Origin of the sequence: Pseudoalteromonas byunsanensis (assembly GCF_001854475.1) — a bacterium.
GTDB lineage: Bacteria > Pseudomonadota > Gammaproteobacteria > Enterobacterales > Alteromonadaceae > Pseudoalteromonas > Pseudoalteromonas byunsanensis.
The window spans coordinates 247,648-265,650 of sequence record NZ_MNAN01000037.1 but is presented as its reverse complement, the minus strand read 5'-3'; the positions used below and the strand labels follow the sequence as shown (position 1 = coordinate 265,650).

11 protein-coding genes are annotated in these 18,003 nt (G+C 45.2%); all 11 read left to right on the top strand.

Features of this window, described 5'->3' with window-relative positions; translation table 11 throughout:
* Window positions 1–133: 133 nt before the first annotated feature.
* Window positions 134–1,711 (top strand): phage tail sheath family protein, encoded by a 1,578-nt coding sequence (locus tag BIW53_RS19600; protein ID WP_070993706.1) that lies wholly within the window; start codon window positions 134–136, stop codon window positions 1,709–1,711.
* A 61-nt stretch (window positions 1,712–1,772) separates the two neighbouring features.
* A complete protein-coding gene (locus BIW53_RS19595; protein ID WP_070986053.1) occupies window positions 1,773–2,237 on the top strand; it encodes a phage tail protein in 465 nt (154 codons plus the stop codon).
* The gene (locus BIW53_RS19590; protein ID WP_070993705.1) at window positions 2,227–2,703 is read left to right on the top strand and encodes a phage tail protein; all 477 of its coding nucleotides are present in this window, start codon (window positions 2,227–2,229) and stop codon (window positions 2,701–2,703) included. The genes BIW53_RS19595 and BIW53_RS19590 overlap by 11 nt, the downstream gene beginning before the upstream one ends.
* Before the next feature lie 38 nt (window positions 2,704–2,741).
* Window positions 2,742–2,912 (top strand): DUF5908 family protein, encoded by a 171-nt coding sequence (locus BIW53_RS21005; protein WP_175442174.1) that lies wholly within the window; start codon window positions 2,742–2,744, stop codon window positions 2,910–2,912.
* 28 nt (window positions 2,913–2,940) lie between these two features.
* The gene (locus BIW53_RS19585; protein WP_217495726.1) at window positions 2,941–3,618 is read left to right on the top strand and encodes a CIS tube protein; all 678 of its coding nucleotides are present in this window, start codon (window positions 2,941–2,943) and stop codon (window positions 3,616–3,618) included.
* The gene (gene vgrG / locus BIW53_RS19580; protein WP_070993703.1) at window positions 3,615–5,399 is read left to right on the top strand and encodes a type VI secretion system tip protein VgrG; all 1,785 of its coding nucleotides are present in this window, start codon (window positions 3,615–3,617) and stop codon (window positions 5,397–5,399) included. Before BIW53_RS19585 ends, vgrG begins: the two co-directional genes overlap by 4 nt.
* Window positions 5,400–5,411: 12 nt before the next feature.
* Window positions 5,412–5,711, top strand: coding sequence for a PAAR domain-containing protein (locus BIW53_RS19575; protein WP_070993874.1), 300 nt, complete (start codon window positions 5,412–5,414; stop codon window positions 5,709–5,711).
* Between the two features lie 3 nt (window positions 5,712–5,714).
* Window positions 5,715–6,164, top strand: a complete 450-nt coding sequence (locus BIW53_RS19570) for a GPW/gp25 family protein (RefSeq protein ID WP_070993702.1) — start codon at window positions 5,715–5,717, stop codon at window positions 6,162–6,164.
* Window positions 6,157–10,179: a baseplate J/gp47 family protein gene (locus tag BIW53_RS19565; protein ID WP_139158895.1), complete on the top strand. Its 4,023-nt coding sequence runs from the start codon at window positions 6,157–6,159 to the stop codon at window positions 10,177–10,179. Before BIW53_RS19570 ends, BIW53_RS19565 begins: the two co-directional genes overlap by 8 nt.
* Window positions 10,176–13,064 (top strand): hypothetical protein, encoded by a 2,889-nt coding sequence (locus tag BIW53_RS19560; RefSeq protein WP_070993700.1) that lies wholly within the window; start codon window positions 10,176–10,178, stop codon window positions 13,062–13,064. The genes BIW53_RS19565 and BIW53_RS19560 overlap by 4 nt, the downstream gene beginning before the upstream one ends.
* Window positions 13,051–17,982 carry a contractile injection system tape measure protein gene (locus tag BIW53_RS19555; protein WP_070993699.1) on the top strand — a complete coding sequence of 1,644 codons (4,932 nt, stop codon included), beginning with the start codon at window positions 13,051–13,053 and terminating at the stop codon, window positions 17,980–17,982. The genes BIW53_RS19560 and BIW53_RS19555 overlap by 14 nt, the downstream gene beginning before the upstream one ends.
* Window positions 17,983–18,003 lie beyond the last annotated feature (21 nt).

The following is an 18,003-nucleotide window of genomic DNA, read 5'->3' as shown; positions in this document are numbered from 1 at the left end:
ATACCGTAAAAAAACCAGTCGATACAGTGATATACAACACCTTACTGTAGCGGCACAAAAGGGTTTTCACTTCACTTTATAGGTCGAAGGAAAACGAAATTTAGTCAAACAGGAACAAAAGGCAAACGATGTTATGGTAACTTCCAACATTAAAACACCCGGCGTGTACATTGATGAAGTCAATGCCTTCCCGAACTCAGTGGTCCCCGTCGCAACGGCGGTACCTGCGTTTATTGGTTATACGCCAACGGCTGAGTATCAGGGCAAGTCTTACTTCAACAAGGCACAAAAAATTACCTCATTCGCTGAGTTTCAGTCTATTTACATGAAGGGGAGTCCGCCACCTCCGGCAGATCCAGCCTCGCAATATAGCCCTGAATACTACTTAGTAGAGCAAAAAGAAAAACCAACCTCCGGCGATTATATGATGCTCTCTGGTAGCTATTATTCAATAGTGCCTGATCCAAACAGTATTTATTATTTATACAACAGTGTACGTCTGTTTTATCAAAATGGCGGCGGCGATGCGTACATTGTGTCTGTAGGAACCTATGGTCCATCATCAGGTAAGCCAGGTACCGTTGGTGCGCAAATTGTTAACCCTAATGTTAAGCTCAGTGACTTAAAAAGTGGCTTAGACTTGTTGCAATATGAACAGGAACCAACCATTTATATCTGTCCTGAAGCGACGTTATTATCTGTTGCCGACAACGGTACATTGATGCAAGAAATGCTGCTGCAAGCAGGTGAAATGCAAACCGCTGTGTGTATGTTTGACATTATTGGCGGTAATACTCCCGACCCAATTACCTACACGAATGATATAGAAACGTTCAGAAACAATACCGGTTCAAATAGCTTGAATTATGGCGTTGCATATTATCCATTCATTGGCACCACTGTCATGCAATCGTCAGAAATTAACTACACCAATTTATTTGGCGGTGACGTTAAGCAGTTAGAGCCATTGTTGAATCCTCCATCTGCGCCAAATCCAACAGCTTCGAAAATCATTTCTATGATTGAAGCGGATGATGGCTCGATGACTACTTCACAGCTAAATGCTGCTCTGTTGAATGCGTCGCAAACCTATGTGCAAATAGTTAATCACGTATTGACTGATGCCAATTTGCTGCCTCCAAGTGGCGGAATGGCGGGTGTTTATACCGTTAATGACAATGTTAAAGGCGTATGGGGAGCACCTGCGAACACCAGTATTGTCGGCGCATCATCATTACCTATTCGCTTAAATGACACGCAGCAGGCAGGCCTGAACGTTGATGCGGTGTCGGGTAAATCAGTCAACGCGATCCGCTTTTTCAATGGTCAAGGTATTTTGGTATGGGGTGCGCGAACGCTTGATGGTAACTCTCAAGATTGGCGCTATGTATCGGTACGCCGCACCATGACCTTCTTGGAGCAATCATGCAAATTGGCAGCTCGAGCTTATGTGTTTGCACCTAATGATATCAACACATGGGGCGCGGTTAAGAGCGAAATTGGCAGCTTCCTAATGAGTATTTGGAAAGAAGGTGGTCTACAAGGCTCTAAAGCGTCAGATGCGTTTCAGGTTGAGTGTGGTTTAGGCACCACGATGACCAGTGACGATATTCTCAACGGTTTTATGAAAGTGTCGGTAAAAGTAGCGATTGTTCACCCAGCAGAATTTATTGTGATCACATTCGAACAGGAAATGGCTAAGTCAGGCTAATAGGCAGCGCTGAGGTAGTTATGTTTAACCAAATTATAGAAAAAATATAAGGGGAAATACCATGGCAGATGACGGCAGCAAAGAAGGCAGCACGTGGCCAATGCCCAAGTTCCGTTTCGAGGTTGACCTTGGAACGGAACTACAAAAAGTGGCTTTTCAGGAAGTCTCTGGGATGGACAAAGAAGTTCAAGTGATCGAATACCGTCACAGTAACAGTACTTTGTTCTCCACAATCAAAATGCCTGGCATTGCTAAGTACGGCAATATCACTATGAAGCGTGGCATTTTTGTGAATGACAACAATTTCTGGAAGTGGATGGATGAAATTGAAATGAACACGATTAAGCGTCGCACGGTGTTGATCAAATTACTTGATCAGGATGGTAAAACCACCATGCAATGGCAGCTTAATAATGCTTGGCCGACCAAAATCACAGGTACTGATCTGAAGTCGGATGGAAATGAAGTAGCCGTTGATACGTTAGAAATAGCGCATGAACAGTTGATTGTGACCAATGGCTCATAATCTGCAAACCAGCTTTTACTTCAGCGTTTCAATCTCAGGGATGGGCAGCAGTGATGCTGCTTTTCAGGAAGTACTGGGATTGAGCAAGGAGATGGGAAGCGAAGATGTGGTCTGTGGTGGTGAGAACCGTTTTAAATACCGTCTACCCACCATGACGACCTTTTCAAATCTAGTGCTCAAGCGAGGTGTGACAACTGACGAATCTTCGTTAATTGCCTGGGTAAAAGATACGCTGGACGATGGTTTGGCGAATCCCATTCAAACCAAAGATATTAAAGTGCGGTTATTGGATGAAAAGGGCAACGTTAGTATGCAGTGGGATTTCATAGCTGCCTATCCTGTGAAGTGGTCGGCGAGCGACCTGAAATCGCAAGATGGTGAGGTATTTATAGAAACACTCGAGTTTTCCTACCGATATTTTGAAGTTGAAGATAGTCGCTCACCACAAATGGACTTGTACGCGTAGCTAGTACTTTTCATAACAGCAACGAGAGGAGTCAGAGCATGGCCGTTGAAATTAGAGAGTTGGTGATTAAAACCGCTATTCATGGTCACAAAGAAACATCTGGACATGAACTTACAGAGCAACAATTACAGCAGCTAAAGCAACAAATTGTACAAGAGTGCGTCAAGCAGCTTGGCCTCAAACAGCGGCAAAAAATGTTAGAGCGCTAAGACATTACTTAAGCACGGAGATAAAGGCGTGGGTAGTTTAAAGAAAATGCGCATAGTCGCATACAGCGATGAAAAATTTACCTCTAAGGTGGATGAGTATGTTGTTATGCTTAATCCAGAGCAAATCAAGCTGGACCGCAGCATAAATTATAATGAAGAGCAGGCACCAGATTCGGGAAAGCTCTCTTCTAAATATCGTTCCACGCCCGGTGAAAAGCTTAGTTTTGATTTGGTGGTTGATTGCACTGGTGTAGTTGATTCCACACGCACCGATATGCCAACAGAGCTAAATCAACTACAAAAAGTGGTCTACACCTATAACGGCGATATACACCGACCAAACTATGTCATCGTTTATTGGGGGCAGGGGTTGTCATTTCAGGGGGTGCTTACTGCATTTGATACCAACTACACCTTTTTTAAACCAGATGGCACGGCCCTTCGCGCCAAAGTGTCTTTGCGCTTTACCTCTTATCTAGACCCATCTACCGCTGCAAAAGAAGAAGATAAAAAGTCACCAGATCTTACCCACCGTATTGCGGTTGTAGAAGGAGATAGCTTGCCACAGATCAGTCAGCAGGTTTATCAAGACCCAGACTTGTATGTGCAACTTGGGGCATTTAATCAGTTGAATAAACTGAGGAATATCAAAGCAGGTAGTGTATTGAGCGCGCCTCCATTACGTAGTCAAGGGGAGCAAGCATGAGCAATAGTAGCAATGGTGGTGTAGCCACGCTGGAAATTAAGTCACAAGGGGCGGTTATTCCAGATACGGTGCAAGTGCATAGCGTGGTGATCAGGCAAGACATCAATCGTGTAGCTTGCGCTAGTATCGAAGTATTGGATGGAAACCCCTCGAAAGAGGGCTTTGCTGTCAGCAGCTCTAGTGTCTTTGTGCCGGGTAATGAGATCAGTATTGCCCTGGGGTACGACGGTACCAACAGCACCGTATTTACCGGTATTGTGACTAAGCAGATGATACAGGTTAACCCCGGTGGCGGGCCGATGTTGAATGTTGAATGTCGTGACAAAGCTATAAAAATGACAGTTGGCCGCAAAAATTCGGCTTATCAAAAGAAAAAAGACAGTGACGTTATGAGCACATTGATTGGCCAATACAGCCTAAGTGCCGACGTGTCGAGTACATCCGTTGAGTTACCTGAATTGGTGCAATATTACACGTCAGATTGGGACTTTTTGCTTAGTCGAGCAGAGGTTAACAGTATGGTGGTCAGTACCATCAACGGTAAAGTGTCGGTGTTCTCGCCAACAGATGATACCAGCTCAGTCATGACAGTCACTTATGGTGACGACCTTTACCATATTAATGTTCAACTCAATAGTGTTACTCAGTTAAGTGAAGTTAAATCAAGTGCTTGGGATGCTAAATCTCAGGCAATAATTTCAGCAACGGCCAGTAACTCAGTGGCAGGTGCTGGTAATTTAAGTAGCAAAAAATTAGCTGAAGTAGTTGGGTTGTCGGAATTTGAGTTGCAAACCACAGCAGCGGTTGATAACGATAATCTGACGCAATGGGCCAAAGGACAGATGCTCAAAAGTGAGCTGTCAAAAATCACAGGTGACGCCCGTTTTCAAGGCAGTGCAAAGGCTCAGGTTGGCAAATATCTCACGCTAGCTGGCATGGGAACCCGCTTTAACGGTGATCACTTTATTTCTAGTGTTGAGCACGATTTCTCTGATGGTAACTGGTTTACCACGGTGGAGTTGGGGTTGTCGCCAGTGTGGTTTGTGCAAGAACATGACGTTACTGCGCCCGAAGCTGCGGGACTGCTACCTGGAATTGGCGGGTTATACAACGGCACGGTTAAGAAAATCGATGAAGACCCTGATAATGCATATCGAATTTTAGTCGAATTACCCCTTTATAACGATGAGGGGAAAGGCGTGTGGGCAAGATTAACCAATTTCTATTCTAGCAGCGGTTGCGGCGCATTCTTCCTACCTGAAATAGGTGATGAAGTGATAGTGGGCTTTTTAAATCAAGACCCTCGTTTTCCGATTATAGTCGGCAGTGTCTATAGCGAGAATCGCAAGCCTTATAGCGAACTAACACCCGATTCAGATAACAGTAAGAAAGCCATTGTCACTAAAAGCAACTTGCGGATCGTTTTTGACGATAAAGAAAGCATTCTCACCATTACTACGGATGCTAACAACACCATAGTGTTGGATGACAAAAGTAAGCAAATCAAGATATCTGATCAGAATGACAACAGCATACTGATGAGTGAATCAGGCATTGATATCAAAAGCCCTAAAAGCATCAATATTCAGGCAGATCAGTCGGTTAATATTAAAGGCGCTATGGGCGTTAATGTACAAGCGGAGTCAGGCGATGTGAAAGTCTCTGGGCTCAATGTCAATGCCGAGGCTGATGTGCAGTTCAGCGCAAAAGGATCTGCGACAGCACAGGTTCAAGGCGGTGCAGAGCTGACGCTCAAAGGCGCCATAGTGATGATTAATTAATTGGATGAAATTATGCCACCAGCAGCCAGACTTACAGATTTTCATGAATGTCCAATGGTGACGCCAGGTGTACCGCCAATTCCTCATGTTGGTGGGCCTATCGCGGGGCCAGGGTGCCCTACGGTGTTAATTGGCAAACTGCCCGCTGCCAGAGTGGGTGACATGCTGGTTTGTGTAGGCCCTCCAGATACCATTATCAAGGGCTCAGCAACCGTGCTTATCGGTGGTATGCCAGCGGCGCGTATCGGCGACAACACCGCACATGGTGGTTCCATTGTGTTAGGGGATTTTACTGTGATGATAGGGGGGTAATTTATGAGTGATAAATCAACATCAGCACATCAGAGCCAGTTTCTGGGACGTGGTTGGCAATTTCCGCCAATGTTTTCTAGCGTCTCCAATCAGGTCGCGATGAGCGAGGGTGAGGACAATATTAACCAGTCGATAGACTTGATACTACAAACACGGCGCGGCGAGCGTAGTTTGTTGCCGTATTACGGCAGTCAACTCAGTAGCTTTTTGTTTCGTTCCCAAGATGCGACGCTTAAAGAAGAAATAGAAAAGTCAGTGCGTTACACCCTACTCAATGATGAGCCCAGAATTTTGGTAGACGATGTGAGTGTTAGCTACACCACGGGTGAGGAATCTCTGGTGGTGATAAGTATTATATATACCATCAAGCAAACAAATACACGTCATAACCATGTGTTTCCATTTTCAATTTTGGAAGGCACTAACTTGGCAGTGAGGGCGCAAGGTGCGTAATCGGCTCGACTTTGTAGCAATGCAGGCGCAGCTTAATGCTCGCTTAGACCCCAACGCTATTGCGTTGGATGGGCGTGATATTCGTGATCGCCTCGCATTTGTTGCATCCTTGTCTGAGTTAGTTTTGTTTTACGATGAGCAAAATCAGCCATCGGGAGATTGGCGTTCTGTGGTGCTAAAAGATCCAGTGATCTTATTGGCCGTGATAAGCAAAACAGCATATCAACCGATGTATTTTAGGTTTAATCAAATAATAGGGTCTTTAGAAAAAGTAAAAATATGGTTAAGCCAACAACATAAAACTGAAGACGAACAGCCTCTAAGCCTGCCACAAAACCTAAACAATCACTGTATTTCCCAGTTACTTTTGGTCATCGACCAGGTCTTTGAAGCCATCAACAATTGGGTCGGATATCTAGAGAAAAGCACCGTAGACTTTGACTTACGCGACTATATTTTACAGCAAGTCACGGGCCCTATAGGCCAGCAGTTGTGGCAGCGTTTGGCGCTGCAAGACTTTTTGTCGAGCCAACTAATAGGGTGTGTGCCAAAGCCCAGTGATTCACGCTTTAGTGACTTTAATCCAAACTGGTTCACCAATAAGCGCATCAAAAATACCATGAGTGCGCAAAGTCCACTAGACGCATTGCAGAGGCTTGAGCAAATATATCAACAGGTTTATCGTTTCTTTGTACAGGTGATCCAAAGCGCTAAACCTGCTTTTTACGAGATGGTGATACAACAAAACGACTTTCCTGATACTAGCTTGATTATCGTAGCCAATCAGTTGTTAAAGTATTCACAACAAGAATTTAATCAGTATGCCCAAAAGCACTTAGATTTTTATTATAAGAACCTACTAAAACAAGCACCCGCACAAGCACAGCCAGATTATACTTATCTGTGTTTGACATTAGACAAATCGGTTTCAAGCTATGAATTAGCAGCGGGGAGCGCTTTTGCGGCGGGTGTCTATCCAGACAAATCTCCCGTATTGTTTGCTACGACTCAGCAAACAGAACTCAACCACACCTCCATTGTTGGTATGTGTGGTGTGAGTTACTGCCCAACCAGTAGAGCGGGCAATGCAATGCAGCAATACTTGCAAACATATGCTAATAGCACCCTAGTTCGAACCGATCAGACGGGCCGAGTACTATCCAGCAACTGGTTTGCCAGTGGACAAGGGGAGAAAGTTCAGCAGGGATTTGCGCTAGCCAGTGATATGCTGTTTTTAAATGCAGGAACTCGCAAGGTTATACTGACCTTAAATTTTGCTAATAATATTGCGCTGGCTGACTATGAAGATGCGCAGGTCGCTGTATCAGGTGCAAAAGGGTGGTTGGACATTTTGCCCTTTGACCCGGCATTGCATACCAGCCAAGTTAGTTCAGCGCTTTGGTCATCTTCTGGCAGCAAACAATTACAGCTTACCTTAACCTTTAGCAGTAGCTTTGCGGCGATAACAACATTCGCAAAGCCTCAGTCAGATTACCCTTTGAGTATGCCTTATTGTAAAGTGATGCTGCCCAACAGCGTCGATTTACAATCACAGCCACGCTTATTGAATATTACGATTAATGTTTCAGTACAAGACAGTGAAATGTTGGCACCAAGCAATGACAGCGGTCTGCTAACGAACAACAAAGCAATGTACATACTTGGTACACGCCCGAAGGTTGATAGCCACTTCTACCTCAGTTATCCAGAAGCCTTTGCAAAGCCTGTCACATCCCTCACGGTGCATATTGACTGGGATAACGTACCTGACGATTTCACTGTTTATTACAGTGCTTACAATGACTACATCAACAATAACAGCGCTCAGGTAGGTGATGCGGTAGCCTATACAAACAGTGTCTTTACTGTTGCTTGGAACGTTTATCAAGCTGCAGGCTGGCAAGATGCAGCGGCGACGCTCACGTTACCCGCTGATCTTGATACTGTTCCGACTACCCCAACGACTGCTCAGCAGCCGAAAAAAGGCCCAACCGCTTTAACTGAGCGCACCGAACCGACATTAGGTTTAGATAACATGGATAATTCACACGATGTTGAGTCTAGTGAGTTATCAAGTGCCGATAGTGTGACAGCTGATCCTGATAATGACCCTTCTGCGACTGCGAGTGACCCAGCGCCAGTGCAACCTAAAAATGGGCTATTCGCGCAGACCAGTGCCAGTAGTAATGCTAAAGCGAGTGAATTTGCTTTTACGTTTTCGCCGTCATTGCAATGTGCAAATATCAACGCAACAGATATTGCCAGTAATAAGAATCCGAGCTTGAGGATGACGCTAACGGGGCCAGCGCAAGGTTTTGGTGATCAGCTCTATGGCGCGGTTGTCAATAATGTCAGTCTGAAAAATGCGCAAATTCTTATAGCGATGTCGGGGGTGTTTTCGATTATCATCAAGGCGATTAACTCGGCGGCACAGTTGTTTGGTTCGAAAAAAGGCAAGCTTGAACCAATGCCCAATCCTCCTTTACAGTTGCAAGCCAAGCGCGTAGCAATGACTTATGAGGCTGTGCAGAGCATTGACTTCACATCGTCTACGGTGAGTTTGCAGCAAGGATTTGCGTTGCAACACATTGGCCCTTGGCAAACCTATCTGTATTTTTGCCAGTTAGCAGGGCAAGCCACGCCTAGTGTTGATGAACGAGCTTTGAAGTTACAGCCAGAAATACCCTCTGCACCAACCCTACAATCTGAGCAACATGCGGTGTCGGATAGTGCCCAGCAAGGCTTAGCGTTATATCAGGGGGTTAGTCAACCAGCATTGAGTTTATACATGCAACTTGCACAGGTTGAACCGCCGTGTAGGCTCAGTTTGTTTGTGGAACTTGCGCAAGATATCAGTGGTGATCTTCAGCCTAATCAGGTTGATATTTTTTACTGGAGTGCAAGCGGTTGGAAAGCGGTTAATGTGCTTGAGGATGAAACCCGAGCGCTGACTCGCTCTGGCATTATTGAATTGGATCTGATGCAAGATGTCGCGTTAGATTCGCCGTTGTGGCCAAAACCTCAGGGTAAAACAACAAACACCACTTGGCTGATGTTGACACAACAGACTCCCAGAAAAGTGCAATGTGTGTATTGCAATACTCAAGCGGTCAAAGTACAGCGCTGTGCGCCAATTGCTTTACCGCTTGGGACAGTTCCTAGTATACAAGCTGAACAAATCACGGCCCCAGCCTCTAAAATCGCAGCGATCAGTAAAGTCACGCAACCATTTGCTTCAATTGTGGGCCGCTCGGCTGAAAACACCAGTCAGTTTGAACAGCGTGTTAGTCTGAGACTGAAAACGAAAAATCGAGCGAGCAGTGATTGGGATTATTGTATGCTTGCGCAGCAGGCATACAATGGGGTTTTCTATGTTAAGTTGTTGACCTCTTCAAAAGCGGGCACCGTAACTCTCGGTGTGGTTCAGCACTACACTTCGCCTGAACAAGCCAACGCATTTACTCCCGTAATGCCTAAGGCGTATCAATTACAAATCACCGATTATTTAGCTGCCCGGGTATCAGCAATGACGCAGGTCAAGGTATGCAACTTGGCACATGAAACAATTGTTATCACGGCTGAGCTGGTGGTTAGTAAAGACACCAATATTAACGATTTAAACTTAGCGCTGACGGCTGGGGTGAATATTTATTTGGCGCCTTGGGTAGAGGCTAACCAACCGCAATATTGCTTAAATAGTGGCTTGAGCAAAGCAGGTTTAGCAGCATATATAGCCAGTTTTAAGCAAGTAGAAGCGATTCAAAGGCTGGATATTTCACCGCTAACAACTCCATTTGACCCAATAGTTTCTGCACAGGCTCAGCCTGCGGCCAAACAAACAGCGTTGCAAACAGATACGATTTCACCAAGCAGCGACAGCGCAATTTTTGTGCCCGCCAGCAAACACAACTTTACGTTTGTAAGGGCTTCGAGTGAAACCATGTTCAATGGTGACATAGGTGGCGCACAAACAGTGACCCTACCGATGAATACTTTGGTGGAGGCGGGGGTATGAGCGAGTCCGCAGCCATGTCACTAGATAGCTTGGTGCATCAAAACAGCATCAGTGCAGGGCCATTGCCTAAAGCGTTGCAATTTACGTTTTTAAAAAACGCAGGCATTACTTCGCTCAAAGCACTGGCGGGATCATCATGGAGTAATTACAACGATAGCGACCCCGGTGTTACGATTCTAGAGCAAATTGTTTTTGCACTAACCGAACTGGGGTATGTGAATACCTTTGATATTGTCGATGTATTGACGCAACCTGACGGTAGCATTGACTATCAACAACAGTTCTATGCGATTGATGAAATTTTAACGACAGGCCCTGTCAGCATAGGTGATTATCGTAAACTGGTGGTCGATAGCATCAGTGAAATTAACAACGTGTATTTGCAGCCGCTAAGTTTGCACGAGCAGTTGACGGGACTGTATCAGGTGTGGCTCTACGTTCCTCATTTCCTTACCCAACAAACTGTAGCGCCACAGGTGCAACAGGCACTGTGCAGTGCGGTTTATCAGTTGTTAAATAAGCATCGCAATTTGGGTGAGTACTTTTTAATGCCGCAGGTTCTGCGAAAAAATACCGTGACGCTAAGTGGTGAAGTGTTACTGACGCAGGATGCTGATCCCGAGCAGGTGCATGTAGAAATTATGCAGGTACTGCGTGATTATGTTAGTCCTCAAGTGAAAAAAGCGGGCTATCAGCAGGCGCGAACACAAGGGGAGTCGGCAGAGCAAATATTTGATGGTCCTAGATTACAAAATGGTTGGATGTTGGGTGATAACCCTTTAGGCAGTAAACGTAGTGTTATCCAAAAGGTTGAGTTGATCACCTTGATAAGTCAGGTAAGCGGTGTAACCGCCGTTGAGTCGTTCAACTTAAATGCACAAGATGATGTGCAATCAGTTTCGATAGCCGCGGACGAAATTGCGCAGTTGGAATTAGGCGCGGATTTCACACTGATACAGCATCAAGCACCGCTAAATATGCAACCTTGGCAGCAGACCAACTTGTTGTCGCAAATTGAAGCGCACTGCCAAAATCAAAGTATTGCTTCTCAGGTAGATTTAACACCGAAAAAACCTACTGGACGCTATCGTGACATTGAAAGTTACTATTCAATTCAAAATACCTTTCCGGACATTTATGCGGTGGGAATCAACTCACTAGAGTCTGATGCTTCTGCACACCGTATCGCACAATCTCGACAGCTCAAGGGCTATTTGTTGCTATTTGATCAGGTGTTGGCAAATCAGTTTTCGCAATTGGCTAATTTAAGCAATCTGTTTACTTTTGGTTTTGATATTGTTCCGACTTCTCAACAGCAGTTTTATCAGCAAAGCCAAGCTCAGAGCGCACCTATGCCGCCAGCTATCCCAAGCCAGAGCTTTATTCGCAGTTATTTTTATCAACCTCTGTATGACGTGCCGGATGTGCAGGCCTTGTTAAAGGGCCAGCAGCATTATCAATTTTTCTACCCAGATGACCCAAGTGATGCTGCACAAAGAAGTACGCTGGTATGGCAACGTTTCAAAGACGACCCATTTAATCAATACAATCACGGTTTGAGTGAGATAATAGAAAACCAGCAAGAGGCACAGCTGCGTCGAGACACTATGTTGAGTCATCTATTAGCACGTCAGGGCGAACCTGCTGATTTATATGATGACATCATTGATGCCTCTCAATGGTACGGGAGCCGGTTGCAAACTCGCATCATAATCAAATCGATCTGGATGCAAAATTTGCAGCAGCTGAGCTACCGCCGAGCCCAGGCATTACAATTTATATTCGCGCAAATTTTGCCAACCCCGGGGCGCTACCGGTTGAGTTTCAAACATTACAAGCAATTGATCGCCACCAAGAGTAATGATTTTGGCAAGATCATTAGTGGTGTTTATCAACAAGGGTTCAGCGATAAAGGTCAATTGGCGCGTATGATAGCCACCTTACTTGTGAAGCAGGCTAAAAAGCATGCTAAAGCCAAGGGCAAAGAAAGTAAAATAGATACCGCTAAAGTGCTCAAACAGAGCCGTGCCTTGGCGGTGACTATACCACTGAGCGATGGCAATCAACTGTTATTGGACAATTCCCAGCAACGTTTAATGCTTGATGGTCAATACGATGCACAGGCGTTAGATGCTTATGGCAAACTCAGCACACAAGACTTTGCGAATTTCAGTGTATTTGAATTAAAACTGGATTTGTTGATGGGCTTTGCTTTGCATTTACGCACACTTGCAGCGGCATTGGTGACATTAGTCAATGATCCTGATTTTGTGACTTGGTTGGGACAACCAACGGATGTTTTAAGCACCGATGAATCGCAGCAAGAAGGGCAGGCATCCTTTAATATTGATGACATTGTGGCTGAGCGTGGCGCTACACAGCTGAACATAAGTATCAGCGGTAAACAGGTTATGGCCTTACCAAATCCGGGGTCATCATGGCAGGTTGCTGACATACAGCAATATATTGATCAATTGGCTTGGTTAAGTGGCTATAGGAAAGGGGTTTTGCTTATTGAGCATACTTTGCTGCAAAGCGCTGCGGTGCAAGTTTCATCACAAAGCGCAGATAGCGATGACTGGTATTATTTAACCTCCTCAATAGTACTGCCTGATTATGTTTCTTTGGTCAATCAGTCGAAATTTATTTACTTCATTCGAGCGATCCAACAGTTGCATTGGCCAAGTCATGTCACGCTTGATCTATTGACAGCCAATGTTACCCAATTCATTGATTTGATTGATAATTATTGTCAGTGGTTTAATCAGCAGCGTTTGATTGAACGTCATCCTGTTGTGGGTTCGCAAACGGCACAACAGGCATTATCGGATGGGCTAAAAGATAAGCTCCAATTGCTCACGGAGGTGCCCAATGATGATGTCTAAGCATATGATAGGTCAGTGCCAGTGGCAGACCAGTTTTGATGACCAATCGAATGTCACCCAGCTACAAGATGCGCTAAGCCAGTGGAGCAATCAGATATTACCAAGTGTGCTTAATAGTGTGTTTGAACGCTATTGCCCAAGTGGCCAGACGTGGCGTATTGAACAATTGCATATAGATTTGGGGTCGTTGACACTAAATGAGTTGGATACCCAGTTATCACAAAAAGTCGCAGCAGCTGTTGAACAAGCGTTACTCAATATGCTTCAGCAGTATGGAACCGAGTCAAAAGGTGGTAAAGGAAACAAGCTGACTATTGTTGCACAGGGCGAGTCTGAGTTGGCATTGTTGCGTTGGTTTTTACTGTATGGCGTCACGCCTTGGTGGGTGGTGGGCAACAATAGCCCGTTACATGTTGTTGACTCTCAAATGAGCCAGCAACCAAATGCTGTGGCATCTGTGCTTCGAGACGTAGGCCACCTAGACGCTGTGAGACGGCGCATAGTTTGGCAATGGGGAGAGGCCAGAACCCGTAAAACGGTGCAAGTACTTGAACCGTGGAACGCACAGTTTATTTGTAGTTATGCGGACAATGTCATACTTGCGCAGCGTCAATCACAGAGTCTCATCCCTAAAGATAGTCATCTGCAAACACATTTATGGTATTGGATCTTAACGCACTTGCTGGTGGACAGAGGGACTTTATTTAATACCTCACAATTTGTGAAGGCAACACTTTGGCAAATGGCGCAGCATTACCAAATCTCTTTTTATGATTTATTAGCGCAGCTGAGCTGTGTGGCTAAGAACATGCAAGAAACAGGGCTGGTCGCACCGCAATTTTTACAAGTGCTGGTAGATATACAACACAGTGAGCAGAGACAGCAAACAGCCCCCTCTAAGGTTGATGATGAAGCGAACTTGTGGTCGCTGTTTTCAAAGCTATTACACGCTAAACAAACCAGTACACAACATCAAAGCCATACCTATTATTTAACTGAGTTGTTCATCCGACTTGCACAGGTTGGGCCGAGTAAAATGGCGCAGGTACTTAAGCATGAAGGGCAGACCGAAGCTGTTCGGTTGCATATTGTGAAGCAGTTTGATGAGCAGCAGCTCGCACATATTGTGGAAGTGGTCGCTCCACATGATACGCAGTTTATTTTAGCCCATGTGTCTCACACTCAAGCTCTTCTTAGAGAGCAACATTTAGATCCCGCACTTATTTGGCGCGTATTGCTTGCATATTTGTTTGTCAATCGGGGCAGTTACTTTAATCGCAGACAGTTTGTACATACTACCCTCACGGGAGTGAGTCAGCACTTTGGTGTAGATTATCATCTAATCTTGTTGATGCTACAACAAACCAGCAGTATGCCAAGTAAAGCGGGGCAGCAGTATGAACTGTTCACTATTTTGGCTGACTTACAACAGCAGCAAGCTAAACAAGCGCAACATAATGATGCTCTTTGGTTGCGTCATTATCAGGCGCTTATCGACGTGCAGACTCAACAAAGCTCAGTGCAACACAGCGCTTTGTTAGGACAATTTGCCTCCCTTAGCTGGCAACAAGCGGTACGTGGGATGGTCATGGTACGTCCACTCGCTAGCCCTCGTTCATTGTTTACTTTGCTAAAACGTAGCAATTTAGGAGTGTCACAACGTTACTTGCTTGCACAAAAATTGGTGGCAGCGATGGCGTCTTCAAGCGTTGTTGCTTTGCATGATATTAAACATTTATTGAGCGCACTGTCGCCTAACCATGCTACGCAGTCGATGCAGTTGATAACCGCTTTGCTTGACTGGCAAAAACAAGGATTGATGCCTTGGTCTGCACACAACGGATCGCTAATAGCGTTGCTGGAAAGTGTGGTGTTTAGCTTGATGAACCAAACACAAGTACACAGCCTTGAGCAGTGGTTTATACAAACCACTCACGACATTGCGCAGCGTTTTGCAGTGTCTCAGAACGCATTGCTACAGCAAATGTGCTCAAACGTGCAGCAACATAGCCTATCTCATCAGCCACTAGATAACATTTTGATACAGTGTCTTAAAGGCGCTTTAAATACTCAATTTACAGATCTAGCCACTGTATCAACAGGCAATAGCAATGTGCCAGAGCATGTGATCTACTCACCGTTAAGTTATAGCCAAATAAAAGCACTTAAGGCGTTGGCTATACGTTTTAAGTTACCAGTGGCAATGGTACTAAAGCTCTGCGCAGATTTTGTTTGTAAAGGGGGCTTACAACTCGAAGTAACAAGTGCTGCAAATACATTTGAGTTCAAAGAATCACAATTTGTCAGTGAGCTTACTCATTATCTTGCAACTCATTTTGCTCTGCCTGTAAGGCAGCTGTATCGCTATTTAGCAATACAATTGGCACGAGCAACGTCACTTTCTGGCAGCTTGCAACAATTGCAATATTTCAGCGCTGAGGAACCCGTGATTGGAGTTGCAGTGGGTCAAAGCTCCTCGCTGGCAAGGTCAGCCCTATCACTAAAGGCGTTACAGCAGGTTTTAGTCAAAGCAGAGCAAGATACACTTAAACGCCAAATATGGGCATCTTCAGCCAAACAGATAGCGCCTATCGGTGTGATGACAATGACACGCGAACACTCGACACCTTTGCTCGTCAAGTCAGTTACCTTACCCAAAAAAGCGCCGCAGTCCCTTGCACAAGCCATTCGATATTCCCATCGACAGCCTTCGCAGCCAATGAGCGAATTGTTTGCATGTTTGTTGGCAATGAGGGGCACAAATGGCGCTTTTACTCACGGCTTACACATGGTTAGGGATCATAAAAGCTTACTTGATTGGCTGTTAAACCCTTTTGACATGGCGACTAAGATGCGCTGGTTATATCGCTTGTATCTAGCAAGTGCTTCAGCCAATTCAGCCAAGGGATTAGCTATAGATGAGGCTATGAAGCCTGTTAGCGCGGTGAAACATGATGAGCTGATCGAGACATTGATCCAGCGATTGCGTCAACAAGAGAGCAAGCTCGCTCTTATGATGGTACAAAAAGCTGCTGCCATGAATATCACATCAGGGCATTTTGACGGGCTATTTAAAAGCTCATTGGTAAGAAGGTGGTTAGCTCCCTTGTTACCTGCCATGTGGCAAGATATAGGTGCTTGCGATAGGTGGTGCCATCAATTACAAACTTGGTTATGTCATGCGATTGAAGAGGCGGATAATCGCAATGGCCTGTCTCCCGTAGGGCAATTTTTGGCTCGAAAACACGATATACAGCATATCAAACAATTGTTCTGGCAGTTGATGGCGCAGCATTTTGATGCAGCGCTTAACACCTCGACGAGTTCTCTAAAGGCCGCAACCATATCTATTGAGCAGGTTGAACAACTGGTTGCAGCACTTATCTTGAGGTGGAGTCAGGCACATGCTCTGAATTTAACTCAAGGGGTGGCACAGTTTGAGCGTTATTCGATAGCACATGAACATCAGTTCATGCAGCCTAAATCATCGTTAGAGCGTGTTTTGAGTATCCTTAAGCGTGTAACACATCAAGGTAGCTTTAAGGCCATTGCTCAGAATTTATCGGCCCAAGAGTCACCTTCAGAACAACGCGTTAAGCGCATAGCACAGCAGAGGGTAAATTCTCCCAAACAAGAAAACCATGCAAAAACTGAACACTTGGAACGCGACCAAACTGCAACTTCGCACCCTGATGTGGACCACTTTGAGAGGGGAAGTGCTGGTAAATGGATACAAGACCTTAGTGGGGTATACCTCAATCGCACTGATATTAAAGCCGTTATGTCGCACTGGCTACAGCACGGTAGTCGGCCACATTTTATTGCTCAACAAGGTACTTTTAGTGGTGCACGACTGTTAGATGATATGCAACTGCACAAGCCAAAACAGTGGTGCGATATTGTGCAGCCACTTCTTGGCAACGAAATCGTTCTGGCACGTATTGCTAATCACACCACATTAACCATGTTGCTTGATACGCTCAATCGAGCAGATAAATTGTCTCAATCACACAGCAATATGTTCAACGATGTACTGCGTTTGCTCAATACGTTTAACCGCCTTGGACTTGCCCTAAGCCCACAAGAGTGTGAGCAATACATGCTGCTATGTTTGCTAACAAGTTTGGCAAAAGATGAGTTAGTAGAGTTAAGTGCAGAATCACTCCTGCAATCGGTGTGTTGGCTACTTGTACAGCGTCAAGCGTGCAGTGCAGCAGAGCTTCTCACGATACTAAATCATGATGAACTACCAAACTTTACGCATGTAATGAATGCTCTGAGTGAGTTACGTAAGCAGTTGACGCGCTACCGTCACAGTACCAGAAGGCAAGCGGATAACTCATCACTACAACATGAAACGCTAGATCGCATATTACGTGAAGAGGCCTGCGAAGCGCCTGAGCAGCCCACAGAATTCCCCATGAGTGTGCCCAACGCAGGGTTGGTACTGATACAAAGCTTTATTCCGCATTTATTCGATCGTTTAGGTTTGGTCAGTGACGACAAATTTATCAGCGAGGAAAAGCAGCGTGCTGCGGTTCATTACCTACAGTTTTTGGTCACAGGGCAAAGCACGACCGAAGAGCATCATTTAGTTTTAAACAAGCTGTTGTGTGGTCATGGAGTAACACACCCTGTTGAAGCGGGTATTACGCTCCCACAAAGTGAAATAGATACCATACACAGCCTAATTGAAGCGGTATGTAACTACTGGCCTGCAATAGGCAAAACGTCAGTAGATGGATTTAGAGGAAACTGGTTAGTGCGCAGTGGCACCCTAACCGAAGCACCAGATCATTGGGATTTGATAGTCGAAAAACGCGTGTATGACATTTTGATCAGCCGCTCGCCGTTGTCGTATTCGATAGTTAAGTTGCCTTGGATGGAAAAACCGATTTACGTAACTTGGCCAACCTAGTTGGTGATGTAACCCAAGGAT

Bases quoted from the DNA above. Each gene is read 5' to 3' on its own strand.
- BIW53_RS19600 (WP_070993706.1), top strand. From the start codon at position 134: ATGGTAACTTCCAACATTAAAACACCCGGCGTGTACATTGATGAAGTC.
- BIW53_RS19595 (WP_070986053.1), top strand. From the start codon at position 1,773: ATGGCAGATGACGGCAGCAAAGAAGGCAGCACGTGGCCAATGCCCAAG.
- BIW53_RS19590 (WP_070993705.1), top strand. From the start codon at position 2,227: ATGGCTCATAATCTGCAAACCAGCTTTTACTTCAGCGTTTCAATCTCA.
- BIW53_RS21005 (WP_175442174.1), top strand. From the start codon at position 2,742: ATGGCCGTTGAAATTAGAGAGTTGGTGATTAAAACCGCTATTCATGGT.
- vgrG (WP_070993703.1), top strand. From the start codon at position 3,615: ATGAGCAATAGTAGCAATGGTGGTGTAGCCACGCTGGAAATTAAGTCA.
- BIW53_RS19575 (WP_070993874.1), top strand. From the start codon at position 5,412: ATGCCACCAGCAGCCAGACTTACAGATTTTCATGAATGTCCAATGGTG.
- BIW53_RS19570 (WP_070993702.1), top strand. From the start codon at position 5,715: ATGAGTGATAAATCAACATCAGCACATCAGAGCCAGTTTCTGGGACGT.
- BIW53_RS19560 (WP_070993700.1), top strand. From the start codon at position 10,176: ATGAGCGAGTCCGCAGCCATGTCACTAGATAGCTTGGTGCATCAAAAC.
- BIW53_RS19555 (WP_070993699.1), top strand. From the start codon at position 13,051: ATGATGATGTCTAAGCATATGATAGGTCAGTGCCAGTGGCAGACCAGT.